This window comes from Cupriavidus oxalaticus (genome assembly GCF_004768545.1).
GTDB lineage: Bacteria > Pseudomonadota > Gammaproteobacteria > Burkholderiales > Burkholderiaceae > Cupriavidus > Cupriavidus oxalaticus_A.
Window position 1 is genome coordinate 852,792 of the sequence record NZ_CP038636.1, and the last position, 15,893, is coordinate 868,684.

A 15,893-nucleotide genomic window follows, 5' to 3' on the forward strand; every position below is an offset into this window, starting at 1 on the left:
AACTTGCCCCGCCTCCGGAGCACTGGCTGTGCCGCGGCCGGTGCCGGATGAAGATGCCGCCGGGACCCCGGGACGACGCAGAGACCACCGTGGCGGGCGCCCGGCGCTCCGGCCACGGCATAGGGCCGCGGCTGGCACACGCTTTGCAGAACAGGGACATGGCACTCGCACCCGACCCCTCCCTCCAAGCAGCCAGTCGCACCGCAGGCCCTCCCGCGGCCATGACCGACTGGACCTGTCCGTTTTGCGCACTGCTGTGCGACGGCCTCAGCGTCACGCAAGCCGCGGGCAAGGCACCGGCGCTGGCCGGCGACGCCTGCCCGCGCGCCACACGGGCGCTGGCGGCGTTCGACCCGCAGGCTGCCGCTACCGGGCCTTGCGCCGACGGCCGCGCGGTGGCGCTGCCGCAGGCGCTCGACACCGCCGCGCGCCTGCTCGCCGCCAGCCGGCGCCCGCTGTTCGGCGGACTGGCAACCGACGTGGCGGGCGCACGCGCACTCTACGCGCTGGCCAACCAGTGCGCCGCCGTGCTCGACCACGCGCATGGCGACGCCATGACGGCCAGCCTGCGCGCGCTGCAGGATCGCGGCGCCTTTACCACCACGCTGGCCGAGGTGCGCGCACGCGCCGACCTGATCGTGTGCATCGGCACCCAGCCTTCGCACAAGCACCCCGAGTTCTTCCGGCGCTGCGGCCTGGCCGAGGCGGAGCAGGCCTGCGCGCGCGAGATCGTGTTCGTGGGCACGCCGGTCGATGCGGCTGCGGCGGCGCTGCCGGATGCGCGCTGCGGCGCGATCGACCTGCCCGGGAACCTGGATCTTTATCAGGCGGTGGCGCTGCTCAACGCGCTGTGCCGGCCACGTGCGCTGCCGGATCACGGCATCGCGCCGGCGCCGCTGCGCGCGCTTGCCGACAAGCTGCGCGCGGCGCGCTATGCGGTGCTGGTCTGGACGCCCTCGACGCTGGTCGGGCTCCCCGGCGGCAAGCACGCCGCGCTGCTGATCGAAAGCATCCACCACCTGATCAAGACACTGAACCGCAGCACGCGCGCGGGTGGGCTTTCGCTCGGCGGCGATGACGGCGGCAATACCGTCAACCAGGCGCTCACCTGGCTGTCCGGACTGCCGCTGCGCACGCAGGTGCATCGCCAGGGGCTCGATCACGATCCGCATGGCCAAGCGGGCGCCCGCCTGCTGCGCGAGCGCAGTGTCGATGCCTTGCTCTGGGTCGCCAGCTTCACGCCGGACCTGCCGCCGCCCGCCAGCGCGCTGCCCACCGTGGTGCTCGGGCACCCCGCGCTGGCGGCGTCGATGGCAGACCGGCACGGCGTCTTCATCCCGGTGGCGACGCCAGGGATTGGCGCGGCTGGCCACCTGTTTCGCACCGATGGCGGCATCGTGCTGCCGCTGCGTCCGCTGCGCGAAGACGGCCTGCCCACCGTGGCCGAGGTAGCGACGCAACTGCTGGTGCGGATAACGCGGATACGGCCGGCCGACGCGGCCGCGGCGCTCCCCGTCCCCCCGGTCCCTCCAGCCCCCTCAAGCACGGAGTCCGCATCATGAGCACACTGCGCCTCCATGGCGGACGGGTGTTCGACCCGCAGCATGGCATCGACGGCAAGCGCGCCGACCTCTACATCCGCGACGGCCGGATTGTCGACGAGCCACCGGGCAGCCCGGCAGAGCGCGAGATCGACGTGGGCGGCATGGTGGTCATGGCCGGCGGCATCGACATGCACTCGCATATCGGCGGCGGCAAGGTCAACCTCGCGCGCATGCTGCTGCCCGAAGACCATCGCGACCGCCCGGGTCCTGCGGGGCCCCTCGAGCTGGCCTCCTGCGGCGGCTGTACGCCAGGCACGCTGGCCACCGGCTACCGCTATGCGCAGATGGGCTATACCGCCGCCTTCGAACCGGCGATGATGGCCTCGAACGCACGCCAGACGCATTTCGAGATGGGAGACACGCCCATCATCGACCACGGCGCCTACGTCATGCTGGGCAACGACGAGCTGTTCCTGCGCATGCTGGCGGAAGGCACGGACTTTGAACGCATCCGCGACTACGTGGGCTGGACCATCAACGCCAGCAAGGCGCTCGGCGTGAAGGTGGTCAACCCGGGCGGCATCTCCGCCTTCAAGTTCAACCAGCGCAAGCTCGATGTCGACGGCCACCACGAGCACTACCGCATCAGCCCGCGCGATGTGCTGCGCACGCTCGGCAGGGCCCTGACCGAACTGCGCGTGCCACACCCGCTGCATATCCACGCCAGCAACCTCGGCGTGCCCGGCAATATCGAATCGACGCTGGCCACCATCGATGCGCTGGAAGGCCTGCCTGGCCACCTGACCCATATCCAGTTCCACAGCTACGGCGCCGACGGGCCGCGCAAGTTCTCGTCCGCGGCGCTGCGCATCACCGAGGCTGTCAACGCCAATCCGAATATCTCGATCGACGTCGGCCAGATCATCTTCGGCCAGACCGTCACCGCATCGGGCGACACCATGATGCAGGTAAAGAATGCCGACTTCGCGCAGCCGCGCAAATGGATAGGCGCCGATATCGAGTGCGACGCGGGCTGCGGCGTAGTCCCGTTCCGCTACCGCGAGCAGAGCTATGTCAATGCGCTGCAGTGGGCCATCGGACTGGAGGTTTTCCTGACGGTCAGGAACCCCTGGCAGGTCACGCTGACCACCGACCACCCCAATGGCGGCCCCTTCACCAGCTATCCGCACCTGATCCGCCTGCTGATGGACAAGTCCTTCCGCGATGAACAGCTCGCGCGGCTGCACCCCGAGGTGGCGGCAAACTGCGCGTTGCCGGACATCAGGCGCGAGCTGAGCCTCTACGAGATCGCCGTGCTGACCCGGGCCGGGCCGGCGCGTCTGCTGGGCCTGCGCGACCGCGGCCACCTGGGCGCGGGCGCGGCCGCCGACATCGCGATCTATCGCGAAGACGCCAACCGCGAAACCATGTTCAGCGCGCCGGAGTATGTGTTCAAGGACGGCACGCTGGTGGCGCGCGCCGGGCAGATCGTGGCGACACCAGCGGGCGGCACGCATTTCGTCGAGCCTGAGTATGACACTGGCATCGAGAAGACGCTGCGCAAATACAGCGACCAGCATCTCGCGCTCGACTTCGGCAACGCCGCCATTGGCCATGACGAGCTGTGCAGCTGCTGCCGGGGCGGCAGGCTGCTGCCGGCCGCGTGCGATCCGCTGCAGCGGCAGGATGGCGCATGAACCAGGCCGGGACGATGCGGCGCGGCGCCGGCGCCGGCGTGTAAGACGAAGCGCTGGCCACCTTCCAGGAAACCTTTGCATGCAGATCAACGGAATCGCCATCGACGACACCTTCGCGGAAGCCTTTCCGATGAAGGCGACCCGCCTGCTGGTCACGGCACACAACCTTGCCTGGGCGCGCCATGCCGCCCAGGCGATGACCGGCTTTGCCACGTCGGTGATCGCCTGCGGCTGCGAGGCCGGCATCGAGCGCGAGCTGGCGCCGGCCGACACGCCCGACGGCCGGCCCGGCGTGGCGGTGCTGCTGTTCGCGGTGTCGGGCAAGGAGCTGGCCAAGCAAGTGGAGCGCCGTGTCGGCCAGTGCGTGCTGACCTGCCCCACCACTGCGGTGTACGCGGGGCTGCGCGAAGGCGAGCCGATCGCGCTGGGCAAGAACCTGCGCTTCTTCGGCGACGGCTGGCAGATCGCCAAGATGATCGACGGCGTGCGCTATTGGCGGGTACCGGTCATGGACGGCGAATTCGTCTGCCAGGAAACCACCCCGGTGATCAAGGCGGTGGGCGGCGGCAACCTGCTGATGCTGGCGCGTGATACCGACGGCGCGCTGGCCGCGGCCGAGGCCGCGGTGACGGCAATGCGCCGGCTGCCCAATATCATCCTGCCCTTTCCGGGAGGCGTGGTGCGCTCGGGCTCCAAGGTCGGCGCCAGGTACGCCGGCATGCATGCCTCGACCAACGATGCCTTCTGCCCAAGCCTGGCCGGGCTGGTGGCGGGCAGCGAGCTCGCCCCGCCGGTGCGCTGCGTGCTGGAAATCGTGATAGATGGCCTGGCCGAGGCCGACGTGGCCGCAGCCATGCGGGCCGGTATCGACGCGCTGGTCTCGGACGGCGCGGCAAAAGGGCTCGTGCGTGTGTCGGCCGGCAACTACGGCGGCAAGCTGGGACCCTATCATTTTCACCTGCATCGGCTTGCGGGCCAGGGAGAACGGGCATGAGCGGCATGAGCGGCGTCACCTTGCGCCTCGCCAGCGCGCCGGCGCTGCGCGTTGACCTGCGCCACCTGGCGCCCGCCAGCCTGGCCGGGCTGGCGCCGGATGCCGTGGCGCGCCTGCCGCTATGGCATGGCAGCGAAGCCATCACGGTGGGCGACCTGTTCACCGTCCATGCCCACGTCGCATCCGGGAACACGCCCAGTCTTGCCTTTGAAGGCGACCTGAGCCGCTTCGACCGCATCGGCTGGCAGATGGCGGGCGGCAGCCTGCGCGTCGACGGCAACGCCGGCGATTTCCTTGCCTGCGGCATGCAGGCCGGCAGCCTGCGCGTGAGCGGCCACGCCGGCGACTTCGCCGCGGCGGCGATGGCGGGAGGCGAGGTGGCCATCGGCGGCAATGCCGGAGACTTCGCGGCCGCGGCGCTGCCCGGCGACATGGACGGCATGCGCGGCGGCACGCTCGATATTCGCGGCGATGCGGGCGACCGCCTGGGCGACCGCATGCGGCGCGGCACGGTGCTGGTGGCAGGCAGCGCCGGCGATTTCGCCGCTTCGCGCATGGTGGCGGGTACCATGGCGATCGCCGGCGCGGTCGGCGACCACCTGGCCTATGGCCTGCGGCGCGGCACCGTCGTGCTGCTCGGCACCGGCCCGCGCGAGCGCGCCACCTTCGTGCGTACCGACAGCAATCTCGATGTATTCTGGGCCCTGCTTGCACGCAGCCTGGCCCGCGCCGGCGGGCCGTTCGCACCGCTGCCGGCATTGCGGCCGCGCCGTTTCGTTGGAGATGTAGCGGTGGATGGCCGGGGGGAATTGCTGGTGTTCGAGTAGCTCGCTGCCGGATCCAACGACATCGGGACAGCATGGCGCCGCCACGTCCGCGCAAGGGACCGGGGCGGGAGCCAGGCCTTATCATGTCGCTTGATGTCGTCGCTTGATGTCGTCGCTTGTTCTGGCCGCCTGCTCCCGGCACCCTCTGATCCCTTTCCACTCAATCTCAGCCATTTCCCGGCATTTCCCATGCAGCTCGCACTATTCGACCTCGACCACACCCTGGTGCCCTTCGACAGCGGCTCCACCTGGCTGCGCTTCCTGATGCAGCGCGGCGTACTCGACGAGGCGGAATTCGCACCCCAGAACCAGCGCTTCGCGCAGGACTACATGGAAGGCAAGCTCGACATCCACGCCTTCCAGCGCTTCTGCATGTCGTTCCTCGCGCGCTTCGAGCGCAAGGAACTGCAGGCCTGGCGCAGCGAGTTCATCGCCGCGATCGCCGACCGCATCCCGGCGCCGGCGCGGCAACTGGTGGCGCAGCATCGCGACGCCGGCGACCTGTGCTGCATCGTGACGGCGACCAACGACTTCGTCGCGCGCGGCTTCACCGATGCCTTTGGCGTGGAGCACCTGGTGGCTTCGCAGGCCGCCACCATCGGCGCGGGGCCGCTGGCCCAATTCAGCGGCGAGATGGTCGGCGTGCCTAGCTTCGGCGCCGGCAAGGTGGAGCGGGTGACGGACTGGCTCGCGACGCTGGGACGCCGCTGGGAGGATTTCGAGCGCACCGTCTTCTATTCGGACTCGCTCAACGACCTGCCCCTGTTGCAGCACGTCAGCCACCCCATCGTGGTGGCACCTGATCCCCGCCTGCGCGCCATCGCGCAGGAGCGGGGCTGGCCGATCGCAGAAGCGGCCGCGCCGCTCGTGCTGGCCTGAGCGTCCTTACAGCGCGGCGCGCTTGCTGCGCTCAATCATGCGCAGCACGAAGGGCGTGAAGATAAGCTGCATCGCCAGTTCCATCTTGCCACCAGGAACCACGATGGTATTGGCGCGTGACATGAAAGAGCCGTGCACCATGCTCAGCAGGTACTGGAAGTCGATGCCTCGTGGATTGGCGAAGCGGATCACCACCATGCTTTCGTCCGGCGCCGGGATCTCGCGGGCGATAAAGGGATTGGAGGTGTCCACGCAGGGCACGCGCTGGAAGTTCACGTGGGTGCGCGAGAACTGCGGGCAGATGTAGTTCACATAGTCCGGCATGCGCCGCAGGATGGTGTCGGTCACCGCTTCGGTGGTGTACCCGCGCTGCTTCTTGTCGCGCCACAGCTTCTGGATCCACTCCAGGTTGATCACGGGCACCACGCCGATCAACAGGTCCGGGTAGCGCGCCACGTTGACCTCGCCGGCCACCACGCCGCCGTGCAAGCCTTCATAGAAGAGCAACTCGGTGCCGTCTGGCAACGGCTCCCAGGCGGTAAAGGTGCCCGCCTCCTGGCCGCATGCCGTCGCCTCTTCCTCGCTGTGCAGGTAGCGGCGGCGGGAGCCGTTGCCGCATTCCGCATAGGTGCGGAACAGGTTCTCCAACTCGCCGAAGAGATTGGTGTCGGGACCGAAATGGCTGAAGTTATTGTTCCCGCTGCGCTCCGCCTCGGCCAGCTTGACCTTCATCTCGGCGCGATTGTAACGGTGAAAGCTGTCGCCCTCGATCAGTATGGACTTCACGCCTTCGCGGCGGAAGATACTCTCGAAGGTGCGGGTGACGGACGTGGTGCCGGCGCCGGAGGAGCCCGTGATGGCAATGATGGGATGACGTGCCGACATGGCGATGGACTCAGGCGCGCTCGGTCACGGCAGCAACGCCTTCAATCGGGCACGTCCTGATACTTTGGACTTCGGACATGGCAGGTCTCCTCGTTTTCTTGCCTTGTGTTCTTGCTTCGTCTGGCGCAGTGTCCGGCGCATCCCGGCCTAGCGGGCTGAGCGCGATGCTGCGATCCCGCATCCATGGCTGCGGAGCGCTTCGATCTGCAAGAATTGCGCCACGGCACTTTACTGTTGCGCTAGTCGGGTCGCACATCCGTACCATGGCCGCGGCTATGCTCAAGCCGCCCTTGTCCACGCCGGCCTGACGGTCGCACTGACGATCATGCAGTGGTGTCGGTCCGCATGGGCAGCGGCCTGCTTTTACTGCACACAGTGTCACTGGAATTGCGCATCCCGTAAGGCACGCTACCTGACGTGGACCGCACGAAGCCCAATGCGTCCAGTCCACCTGGAATGTCAAGCCACGCACCGCACGCGCAGCATCCCTGCATACAACAGCGGCCCGCTGCTTCGCTCGATTTGGGCTTGCGAGGAGTCGCCCGAGGGGAATCGACCTGACGCCAGCCAGCATTTGCACGGTTGTAGGTCGAGCTTGGCGATTAATTGCGTTTTTATTTTGGCGTGCGACGTGACAGCCACCACAATGGGCGCTTCTTCTGCCGGCGCGGTGCCCAGGGAACCGAGCGCTGGTGGCTGGAGGTTGACCGGCAAAGGCAACAAGACCCGGCTGGTGCCGGCCACCGATGAGCTGATTGCCGAGCTAGCGCGCTACCGCCGCGCGCACGCGTTGCCGCCGACCCCGCAGTTCGGGGAGACGCGTCCACTGGTGCCGCCGGTGATTGGAAGAGCGGGCAGCGAGAAACCGCTGTCACGCGGTGCGCTGCACCTGATCCGGAAAGAGGTGTTTGGCATGGCCGCGGGGCGCCTGCGGGCGCGCGGCCCAGAATGGGAACCGCAAGCTGCGGTACTGGCCAGCGCCTCGGCGCACTAGCTGCGCCACACCGCCGGGTCGCTCATGACCGACCAGCAGGTCGACCTGCGCTTCGTGCGCGACAACTTTGGGCACAGATCGCTGTCGACGACGAGCGGCTACCTGCACAGCGAGGAGGATGCGCGCCATGAAGCCACGCAAGGGCGGCACCGGATTGGCTGGGGCACTAAGAAATAGCTGGTCGACGGCATATTTCATCATCGTGAAACTCTGGTGGGCAGCAACAGGCGCGCTATGATGGCCCCCTGTCGTCTCACCGGTGTTGCAACCGGCCTGCCACACATTGGGATTCGCCATTTGTTGAACTCCGTAATCAACGAGTGCTCATCACCGGCGGCAGCCGCAGCATCGGCCTCTCTTGCGCGGCCGGCTTTCTGCGTGAGGGAGCGCGCGTAGCCATCGTTTCGCGCAACGCCGGAAATACTGGCAACGGACTGCGCCACGTTGGCCGAAGACTTGGGCGAATTTTCCAAGGACGTGGTCGCGGTATCCGCCGATCTGACGCAGCGTAGAGACCGTCGCGAGTTTCTCGGCCGGCTAGGACGGCTGGCTGAAGCCAAACCCCAAGGGGGTCTAACGCTCCCAGCGCTTACGCTGAACGTCGCCCCCTCGACGGACCTTTATCACCAAGGCAGCCAAGCAGGATTTCGAACGCAGGCCCGATCTCCTCCTCTGGCACACCCGCATAGCCCAGCAGCAGTCCACGCTGCACCACATTGCCCAGGAAATAGCGTGACAAGGGCCTCACCAAGATGCCGCGACGGCCGGCCTCCTGCGCAATGGCGACGTCGTCCGCATCGTCCGGCAGGCACAGGACCAGGTGCAACCCCGCGTTGCTGCCATACCGGTGCAGTGCATTGGCCCCGAGATAGCGCTCAATCAGGTCCGCGAGGATGGCGCGGCGACGACCATACAGCAGCCGCATCCTGCGGATGTGGGCAGCAAAGTCACCTGCGTGCATGAACTCAGCCACGGTGGCTTGCGTCACCAGGTGGCCGGCGCGGTACAGTTCTGAATGCGCGGTCTGGAAGGCATCAGCCAGGGTCCGTGGCAATACCATGTAGCCCATGCGCAGGCCGGGGAACAGCGTCTTGCTGAACGTACCAATGTAGATGACCGGAGCCTCCGTCTGCATGCCCTGCAGTGACGGAATCGGATGCCCGGAAAAACGGAATTCGCTGTCATAGTCGTCTTCGACGATCCAGCTACCGTGGCTGCGGGCATATTCGAGAAGCGCCCGCCGCCGGTTCAGGCTCATCACGGCACCGAGCGGATACTGGTGCGACGGCGTTACGAAGATAAACCTGGGTGCCGGGCATGGCCCACTGTGGTGCTGCGCCGGAATCGTCAGGCCTTCCTCGTCGACGGGCACCGGCACCATGTGGATGCCGCTCATCTGCAGCAAGCCGCGAATCCCCCAGTAGCTGGGCTCCTCCACCCACGCCTGTTCACCCGGCATCCCGAGCAACCGGACCACCAAATCGATGCCCTGATGGATGCCCTCGGTAATCAACACCTGCGAAGCATCGCATTGCACCGACCGCGCTACCCTCAAATGCGCGGCTACAGCTTCGCGCAAGGCAGGCAGGCCTCCGCCATGGCAATAACTGAGCCACGCGGGCACCGGATTGCGCCATAGGCGCGCCGCAATCTGGGCGTAGCGCCTGCGCGGGAAGCGCGTCACGTCCGGCACGCCAGGCATGAAAGCCCCCCACTGCGATGGCGATGCCGACGCGTTGGCCAGCAATTCGGCGCCGCGCGGCGACAGCCCTGGCATCGATGGGGCCTGTGCACTCTTTGCCTCGGCAGCCTTGGCATTGAGATATGCCTCTGGCGCGGTGGCGGCAACAAAAGTGCCGCTGCCGGTGCGAGCGTGTACATAGCCTTCAGCCAGCAGTTGCTCATACGCAAACATCACCGTATTGCGCGATAGCCCAAGTTCGGCCGCAAGGTCACGTGAGGGCGGCAGGCGGGTCTGCGGACCGAGGCTGCCATCGAGGATGGCAGCGCGGATGCATTCGTAGAGGCTGCGGTTGATCGGCCTCGCAAGCGCTGCCGGGCCCTCCGGTCCCAGGCGCTGAAGGAGCAGGTCGCCACAGATCGATCTCAATTGGCACCATCGCTTTTATCAATGCGGAACTAGATTGTAGTGCCAAAGCAGGTTGAAATGCAGCATCGTCGCGACCGAGCACCGCGACGTGTCGATCCGGCCGGAGCCCATCATTCCGGCCGTACAAGAACGAAGGAGAGAGCACTTGAAGAATCTCGAACTAAACCAGCGCCGCGCCCTCGCCACGCCGCGCGGCGTCGCTGTGATGTGTGACTTCTATGCAGAGCTTGCCGAGAATGCAACGCTGTGGGACGTGGAAGGCCGCGAATATACCGACTTTGCCTGCGGCATTGCCGTACTCAACACCGGCCATCGCCATCCGCGTGTGATACATGCGGTGGCCTCGCAGCTCCAGCGCTTTACCCACACGGCCTACCAGATCGTGCCATATGAAAGCTACGTCAGCCTGGCTGAGCGCATCAACGCACTGGTGCCGATCGGCGGCCTGAAGAAGACCGCGCTGTTCACTACCGGCGCTGAAGCGGTGGAAAACGCCATCAAGATCGCCAGGGCGCATACCGGGCGCGCAGGCGTCATAGCATTCTCCGGCGGCTTCCATGGCCGAACCCTGCTCGGCATGGCGCTGACCGGAAAGGTTGCGCCTTACAAGGTCGGCTTCGGCCCGTTCCCGGCGGACGTGTATCACGCGCCGTTCCCCTGCGAACTCCACGGCGTGAGTTCCGAAAAGTCGATGCAGGCGCTGGAGTCCCTGTTCAAGACCGATGTGGATCCGCAGCGCGTCGCCGCCATCATCATTGAGCCCGTCCAGGGCGAGGGTGGCTTCCACCCGGCACCGATGGACTTCATGCAAAAGCTTCGCGTGCTGTGCGACCGGCACGGCATCCTGCTGCTCGCCGACGAAGTGCAGACGGGATTCGCCCGCACGGGCAAGATGTTCGCGATGTCGCACTACACGGTGCAGCCAGATCTGATCACCATGGCCAAGAGCCTCGCCGGCGGCATGCCACTCTCCGCGGTCTGTGGCCGTGCCGAGGTCATGGATGCAGCGCTCCCCGGAGGTCTGGGCGGCACCTACGCTGGCAACCCGTTGGCGGTAGCTGCCGCGCATGCCGTGATCGATGTTATCGAGGAAGAACGGCTATGTGAGCGCGCCACGGCGCTGGGCAAGCAACTGAAGTCAGCGCTGGAGCAAGCCGCCGACGGCTGCCCGGCGATCGCTGATATCCGTGGGCTAGGCTCGATGATCGCGGTGGAGTTCCATGACCCCGAAACCGGCGAGCCGAGCGCGGAGATTGCCAAACTGGTACAGCAGCGCGCCCTCGCCGCCGGACTGATCCTGCTGAGTTGCGGCACGTATGGCAACACGATCCGCTTCCTCTATCCACTCACCATCCCGCAAGCACAATTCGATGCCGCACTCGCGGTGCTGACGCAAGTGCTGGCCGGGCTGGCCGGATAAAGGGGGAAAACCATGCGACTCCAACAACCCGCACTGCTGTGCAATGCCTGCCTGATCGACGGCGAATGGGCACAAGCCGCGAGCGGTGCCGTGCTGCATGTACATAACCCGGCCACGCACGAGCTGGTTGGCACCGTCCCGGACTGCGGCGCTGCAGAGACGCAGCAGGCAGTAGATGCCGCGGCTCGCGCGCTACCGGCCTGGCGCGACCTGACCGGCAAGGCCCGCGCCGCGGTGCTGCGACGCTGGGCCGACCTGATGCTGGCCCATCAGGAGGACCTGGCGCAGATCATGACCGCCGAGCAAGGCAAGCCGCTCGCGGAGGCGCGCGGCGAAGTCGCCTACGCGGCGTCCTTCCTGGAATGGTTCGGCGAAGAGGCCAAGCGCGTCGATGGCGATGTCCTGTCAAGCCCGCGTCCCAGCCAGAGGCTGCTTGTGCTGCGCCAGCCAGTAGGCGTTTGCGCGGCGATCACGCCCTGGAACTTCCCGGCTGCCATGATCACCCGCAAGGCCGGCCCTGCGCTTGCAGCGGGATGCACGATGATCGTGAAGCCAGCGGAGCAGACGCCGCTGACCGCCCTGGCGCTCGCCGTGCTGGCCCAGGAAGCCGGCGTGCCGCGCGGGGTACTGCAGGTGGTCACCGGCGACCCCGTGCAGATCGGCAACGTACTCTGCGCAAGCCCGGTGGTGCGCAAGCTGAGCTTCACCGGCTCGACCGCCATCGGCAAGCTGCTGATGTCGCAATGCGCCGGCACCGTCAAGAAGCTGTCGCTGGAACTCGGTGGCAACGCACCCTTGATCGTGTTTGATGATGCAGACCTGGACCGCGCCGTCGATGGCATACTGGCGTCGAAGTTCCGCAACAGCGGCCAGACCTGCGTTTGCGCCAATCGCGTCTATGTCCATGAGTCCATCTATGATGAGGTGGCAAGCCGGCTGGTCCGGGCCGTTGGCGCGCTGTCGGTAGGCCATGGCATCGACCGCGGTGTAACGCAAGGCCCTCTGATCGATGCTGATGCCGTCGCCAAGGTGGAAGGCCATATCGCCGATGCGGTCAGGCATGGCGCCCGCGTGTTGATCGGTGGCCGGCGCCACGCGCTTGGAGGCACCTTCTTCGAACCTACTGTGCTGGCCAATGCCACCGCAGGCATGCGGGTCGCGCGCGAGGAAACCTTCGGTCCGCTTGCCCCCCTGTTCCGGTTCCGGGACGACCAGGAAGTTATCGCGATGGCCAATGACACCGAATCCGGGCTCGCCGCTTACTTCTTCTCTCGGGACATCGGCAGGATATGGCGCGTGGCTGAGGCCCTGGAATACGGCATGGTCGGCATCAATACCGGACTGATCTCGAACGAAGTCGCACCATTCGGCGGCGTCAAGCAATCCGGGCTTGGGCGCGAAGGCTCGCGCTATGGCATTGATGAGTACCTGGAAATGAAGTACCTCTGTATGGACTTCGACTGACACCCAGCCAGCAAATACCGATGCCGACGGCCGCAACACAGCCGGTCTGTCGGCAAGCGGAACCGATCGCTTTCTCGCCACCGTGATGCCGGCCGCAGGAAGCGACCTCATCTTCGGACAGGCGCGGACGCACGCCATCCCTCCAGATGCCACGTGCCGGTTCCATCAACTATTCCGGATTGGCTCTTTTTGGGACTTCGGATGTTCCTTAAGCTAATCAGGCATCTACCCCCGACTTGACCGGAACGAGTCAAGCCTTCACACAGTTCAACGAGGAAAATCCATGTCGAATTCTGGTGGCGCCCTGCGCGAAATTGACAGCCTGATGGTCCCCCCCACCACTGCCGCCGGCGAGCCGGCAGCTTCACCGGGAAAGATTGAAGAACGCCTGAAGAAGGCGAAGAAGAAGGTCGCGGACGTGCAGTACGTTGTCGTGGAAAAAAGCCGCCACACGGCCCGCGTCGCAGACGACTATGTTCATGAACGCCCCTGGACAGCCATCGGCGTCGCCGCCGCCGTCGGCGTACTCATCGGCTGGCTTATCGACAGGAGATAAGCGCGGGCACTATCCACGATACAACTGACCCCGACAGCAAACCAGAACCGGATACTGCCGGGCTTCCGGCACTCCAGCCAGGGCATTACCTGCTGCCTGAACCGCGAGAAGAATCATGAACCGATTTGCCCGTTTCACCCTGCTCAATAGCCTGCTGCTTGCTGCCAGCCTAACAAGCGGCACGGCCCATGCCCAGCTTGCCCCCGCCACCGTCGCGGCCGACCATGCAAGCATTGCCGGCCAGGCGCGCAAGGCCAATATCGTCATTGTCGGCACGGGTGGAACCATCGCCGGCGCCGGTGCTGCTGCCACCAATACCGCGGCCTATCAGTCGGCCGTAGTGCCGGTGGACAAGATCATCGCCTCGGTGCCAGAAATCTCCAAAGTGGCCAATGTCAAGGGCGAACAGGTGTTCCAGATCGGCTCGGAGAGCTTCAATAACGAACGCCTGCTCAAGCTTGGCAAGCGCGTTTCCGCGCTGCTGAAGCAGCCAGACGTGGACGGCGTCGTGATCACCCACGGCACGGACACCATCGAGGAAACTGCCTACTTTCTCAACCTCACGATGAAGAGCGAAAAGCCGGTGGTGGTGGTTGGCTCGATGCGTCCCGGCACGGCGCTGGGTGCCGATGGCGCGCTCAATTTGTACGATGCCGTGCTGGTAGCTTCGAGCCCCGAGGCGAGAGGCAAGGGTACGCTGGTGGTGCTGAACGACGAAATCCACACCGGTCGCGACGTCACCAAAGCCAACACATTCAAGGTCGAGACATTTCATTCCCCGTTCGGACCACTGGGTTACGTGGTCGAGGGCCGTAGCTTGTTCTTCCGCCTGCCCGCGCGCCCACATACCGTGCAGACCGAATGGGACATCGACAAGATCGACAAGCTGCCCGAGGTCGCGGTGGTATATGCCTATGGCAACGTCAACCCCGCAAGTGTAGAGGCGGCAGTCAGGCACGGCGCAAAGGCGATCGTCTATGCCGCCACCGGCAACGGCAGCGTGGGCGACTACATGGTCGAGCCGCTCAAGGCCGCTCGCGCAAAGGGGGTCCAGATCGTGCGCGCGTCGCGCACCGGCGGTGGCGTGGTGGTCCGCAACGCAGAGCAACCTGATGACAAGTACGGCTGGCTCGTGACTGATGACCAGATCGCGCAAAAGGCCCGCATCCTAATGGCTCTGGCGCTGACCAGTACCAGCGACGACAAGGAACTGCAGAAAATCTTCTGGAAGTACTGAGATTGCCGCTGTCGCCATGCTTGCCCGCGCAGCGGGCAAGCATATTCGCATGATACAGGCGCGGGACCCGGCAATCGACAGGCCAGGCTACGACCGCACGCCCCATCCCCCAATTTCCGCGGGCTTGCCGGCCGCCATCAACTTCGGCCCGGCTGCGTGGCTGAGAAAGGTCCAGAGTTCATCGACCAGCGGCTTTGACGAGGCTGCCGAGCGGTATAGCCGAATGTCCAGGCTCGTCGCCCAGGCAGCGGGCCCCGCCACCACCAGCGTGCCAGCATTCAATTCGTCGGCGACGCAGCTTTCGGGAAGCCAGCCAACGCCATGTCCCGCCACGACCATGGCTTTCAGCGCCTCGGACATATGCGTCTCGAAGCAACGCTGCAGCGCGTATGGCTGCGGTGCATTGAGCAAGATCATCTCGACCACGTTGCCAAGGAACGCACCCGATGAGTACGCCATGAAGGGCAACGGCTTGCCACTGGTTCCAGGCAAGCGGAAGATCGGCTCGCCATGCTCGTCCGGCGCGGAAAACGGCAAGATCCGCTCCACCCCCAGCATCAGGAACGGAAAGCTATTCGGGTCGAGCAGGATTGGCAGATGCTGATGGTGGTATCCCAGCAGGATGTCACAGTCATCGTCCACCAGTTGCTGGACGCCCTCCGGCACGTTTACGGCATGCACGCAGGCGCTCAACACACCAAAGCGATCGTGCAGCGATTTGAGCCAGGTAGGGAAGAAAGTGAATACCAGGGTATGCGCGACTGAAAAGCGAATGACCTTGTCTTTATCGCCCAGCGGCTGGCGGCTGCTGAGCAATGCGCGTGCTGCGTACGCGTCACGCAACAGGTCCGCGGCCAGGCGCCGGAACAGCCAGCCCGCCGTCGTCAGCGTTGCCGGGTGCACGCTCCGGTCTACCAGGCTGATGCCCAGCCATTCTTCGAGCGCCATGATGCGACGGCTGAGCGCCGACTGAGTGATATGGCGGTCGCCTGCGGCACGCGAGAAGCTGCGCGTTTCAGCCAAGCACAGGAAGTCTTCAAGCCACTTGATTTCCATGATGGAACTACTCGACATCGGGTTGGGACGCGCGGTCTATGGCTCATCATACGGCAAGGCATACTCGCGCAAATCGGTGGAACCCCGATAGTCCGATGCTAAATTCGCGGCCCCCTATTCCAAAATCGCAACATCTCTTTGCCGCCCTGGCCAGTCAGCGTAGCGCCCCGCTCGCGCCGGGAACTGCCTTTCCCTGCCGGCATGCGAATCTCGCCGCGCCTGATGACAAA

The 15,893-nt window shown here is 65.7% G+C and carries 13 protein-coding genes and 1 pseudogene; 11 read left to right on the forward strand and 3 right to left on the reverse strand.

The features are described from left to right. Positions 1 to 221 precede the first annotated feature (221 nt). The 5 genes from E0W60_RS31995 (at position 222) to E0W60_RS32015 (ending at position 5,941) form a co-directional block, all read left to right on the forward strand. A complete protein-coding gene (locus E0W60_RS31995) occupies positions 222 to 1,562 on the forward strand; it encodes a formylmethanofuran dehydrogenase (RefSeq protein WP_205751675.1) in 1,341 nt (446 codons plus the stop codon). Continuing rightward, on the forward strand, positions 1,559 to 3,241 hold the full coding sequence (locus tag E0W60_RS32000; RefSeq protein WP_135706860.1) for a formylmethanofuran dehydrogenase subunit A: 1,683 nt from the start codon (positions 1,559 to 1,561) through the stop codon (positions 3,239 to 3,241). The genes E0W60_RS31995 and E0W60_RS32000 overlap by 4 nt, the downstream gene beginning before the upstream one ends. Positions 3,242 to 3,320: 79 nt before the next feature. After that, positions 3,321 to 4,235, forward strand: a complete 915-nt coding sequence (gene fhcD, locus E0W60_RS32005) for a formylmethanofuran--tetrahydromethanopterin N-formyltransferase (protein WP_135706861.1) — start codon at positions 3,321 to 3,323, stop codon at positions 4,233 to 4,235. Further along, positions 4,232 to 5,062: a formylmethanofuran dehydrogenase subunit C gene (locus E0W60_RS32010; RefSeq protein WP_346769563.1), complete on the forward strand. Its 831-nt coding sequence runs from the start codon at positions 4,232 to 4,234 to the stop codon at positions 5,060 to 5,062. Before fhcD ends, E0W60_RS32010 begins: the two co-directional genes overlap by 4 nt. Before the next feature lie 189 nt (positions 5,063 to 5,251). Then, positions 5,252 to 5,941, forward strand: coding sequence for an HAD family hydrolase (locus E0W60_RS32015; RefSeq protein ID WP_135706862.1), 690 nt, complete (start codon positions 5,252 to 5,254; stop codon positions 5,939 to 5,941). A gap of 6 nt (positions 5,942 to 5,947) precedes the next feature. Here the strand turns inward: E0W60_RS32015 and E0W60_RS32020 are convergent, their stop codons facing one another. Further along, complete coding sequence (locus E0W60_RS32020) at positions 5,948 to 6,826, reverse strand: phosphoribulokinase (protein WP_135706863.1); 879 nt, start codon at positions 6,824 to 6,826, stop codon at positions 5,948 to 5,950. 631 nt (positions 6,827 to 7,457) lie between these two features. Between E0W60_RS32020 and E0W60_RS32025 the strand changes: the two are divergent. Then, positions 7,458 to 7,997: pseudogene (locus E0W60_RS32025) on the forward strand (tyrosine-type recombinase/integrase); the annotation flags it as partial. A gap of 143 nt (positions 7,998 to 8,140) precedes the next feature. Beyond that, positions 8,141 to 8,332 (forward strand): hypothetical protein, encoded by a 192-nt coding sequence (locus E0W60_RS38445; protein WP_431189921.1) that lies wholly within the window; start codon positions 8,141 to 8,143, stop codon positions 8,330 to 8,332. Positions 8,333 to 8,409: 77 nt separating this feature from the next. Here E0W60_RS38445 and E0W60_RS32035 read toward each other — a convergent pair whose 3' ends face one another. Then, on the reverse strand, positions 8,410 to 9,930 hold the full coding sequence (locus E0W60_RS32035; protein ID WP_135706864.1) for a PLP-dependent aminotransferase family protein: 1,521 nt from the start codon (positions 9,928 to 9,930) through the stop codon (positions 8,410 to 8,412). Between the two features lie 145 nt (positions 9,931 to 10,075). On the opposite strand from E0W60_RS32035, the gene E0W60_RS32040 reads away from it, so the two are divergent. The 4 genes from E0W60_RS32040 (at position 10,076) to E0W60_RS32055 (ending at position 14,607) form a co-directional block, all read left to right on the forward strand. After that, a complete protein-coding gene (locus tag E0W60_RS32040) occupies positions 10,076 to 11,350 on the forward strand; it encodes a 4-aminobutyrate--2-oxoglutarate transaminase (RefSeq protein ID WP_135707134.1) in 1,275 nt (424 codons plus the stop codon). 12 nt (positions 11,351 to 11,362) lie between these two features. After that, positions 11,363 to 12,814, forward strand: coding sequence for an NAD-dependent succinate-semialdehyde dehydrogenase (locus tag E0W60_RS32045; protein ID WP_135706865.1), 1,452 nt, complete (start codon positions 11,363 to 11,365; stop codon positions 12,812 to 12,814). A 283-nt stretch (positions 12,815 to 13,097) separates the two neighbouring features. Next, positions 13,098 to 13,370 (forward strand): DUF883 family protein, encoded by a 273-nt coding sequence (locus E0W60_RS37825; RefSeq protein ID WP_135706866.1) that lies wholly within the window; start codon positions 13,098 to 13,100, stop codon positions 13,368 to 13,370. A 115-nt stretch (positions 13,371 to 13,485) separates the two neighbouring features. Then, positions 13,486 to 14,607 carry an asparaginase gene (locus E0W60_RS32055; protein ID WP_135706867.1) on the forward strand — a complete coding sequence of 374 codons (1,122 nt, stop codon included), beginning with the start codon at positions 13,486 to 13,488 and terminating at the stop codon, positions 14,605 to 14,607. Positions 14,608 to 14,694: 87 nt separating this feature from the next. On the opposite strand, the gene E0W60_RS32060 is transcribed toward E0W60_RS32055, so the two are convergent. Continuing rightward, positions 14,695 to 15,663: a LysR substrate-binding domain-containing protein gene (locus E0W60_RS32060; protein ID WP_135706868.1), complete on the reverse strand. Its 969-nt coding sequence runs from the start codon at positions 15,661 to 15,663 to the stop codon at positions 14,695 to 14,697. Positions 15,664 to 15,893: the final 230 nt, after the last annotated feature.

What these genes read in the sequence shown, in the direction of transcription:
- E0W60_RS31995 (WP_205751675.1), top strand. Translation starts at nt 222, where the DNA reads ATGACCGACTGGACCTGTCCGTTTTGCGCACTGCTGTGCGACGGCCTC.
- E0W60_RS32000 (WP_135706860.1), top strand. Translation starts at nt 1,559, where the DNA reads ATGAGCACACTGCGCCTCCATGGCGGACGGGTGTTCGACCCGCAGCAT.
- fhcD (WP_135706861.1), top strand. Translation starts at nt 3,321, where the DNA reads ATGCAGATCAACGGAATCGCCATCGACGACACCTTCGCGGAAGCCTTT.
- E0W60_RS32010 (WP_346769563.1), top strand. Translation starts at nt 4,232, where the DNA reads ATGAGCGGCATGAGCGGCGTCACCTTGCGCCTCGCCAGCGCGCCGGCG.
- E0W60_RS32015 (WP_135706862.1), top strand. Translation starts at nt 5,252, where the DNA reads ATGCAGCTCGCACTATTCGACCTCGACCACACCCTGGTGCCCTTCGAC.
- E0W60_RS32020 (WP_135706863.1), bottom strand. Translation starts at nt 6,826, where the DNA reads ATGTCGGCACGTCATCCCATCATTGCCATCACGGGCTCCTCCGGCGCC.
- E0W60_RS32045 (WP_135706865.1), top strand. Translation starts at nt 11,363, where the DNA reads ATGCGACTCCAACAACCCGCACTGCTGTGCAATGCCTGCCTGATCGAC.
- E0W60_RS37825 (WP_135706866.1), top strand. Translation starts at nt 13,098, where the DNA reads ATGTCGAATTCTGGTGGCGCCCTGCGCGAAATTGACAGCCTGATGGTC.
- E0W60_RS32055 (WP_135706867.1), top strand. Translation starts at nt 13,486, where the DNA reads ATGAACCGATTTGCCCGTTTCACCCTGCTCAATAGCCTGCTGCTTGCT.
- E0W60_RS32060 (WP_135706868.1), bottom strand. Translation starts at nt 15,663, where the DNA reads ATGGAAATCAAGTGGCTTGAAGACTTCCTGTGCTTGGCTGAAACGCGC.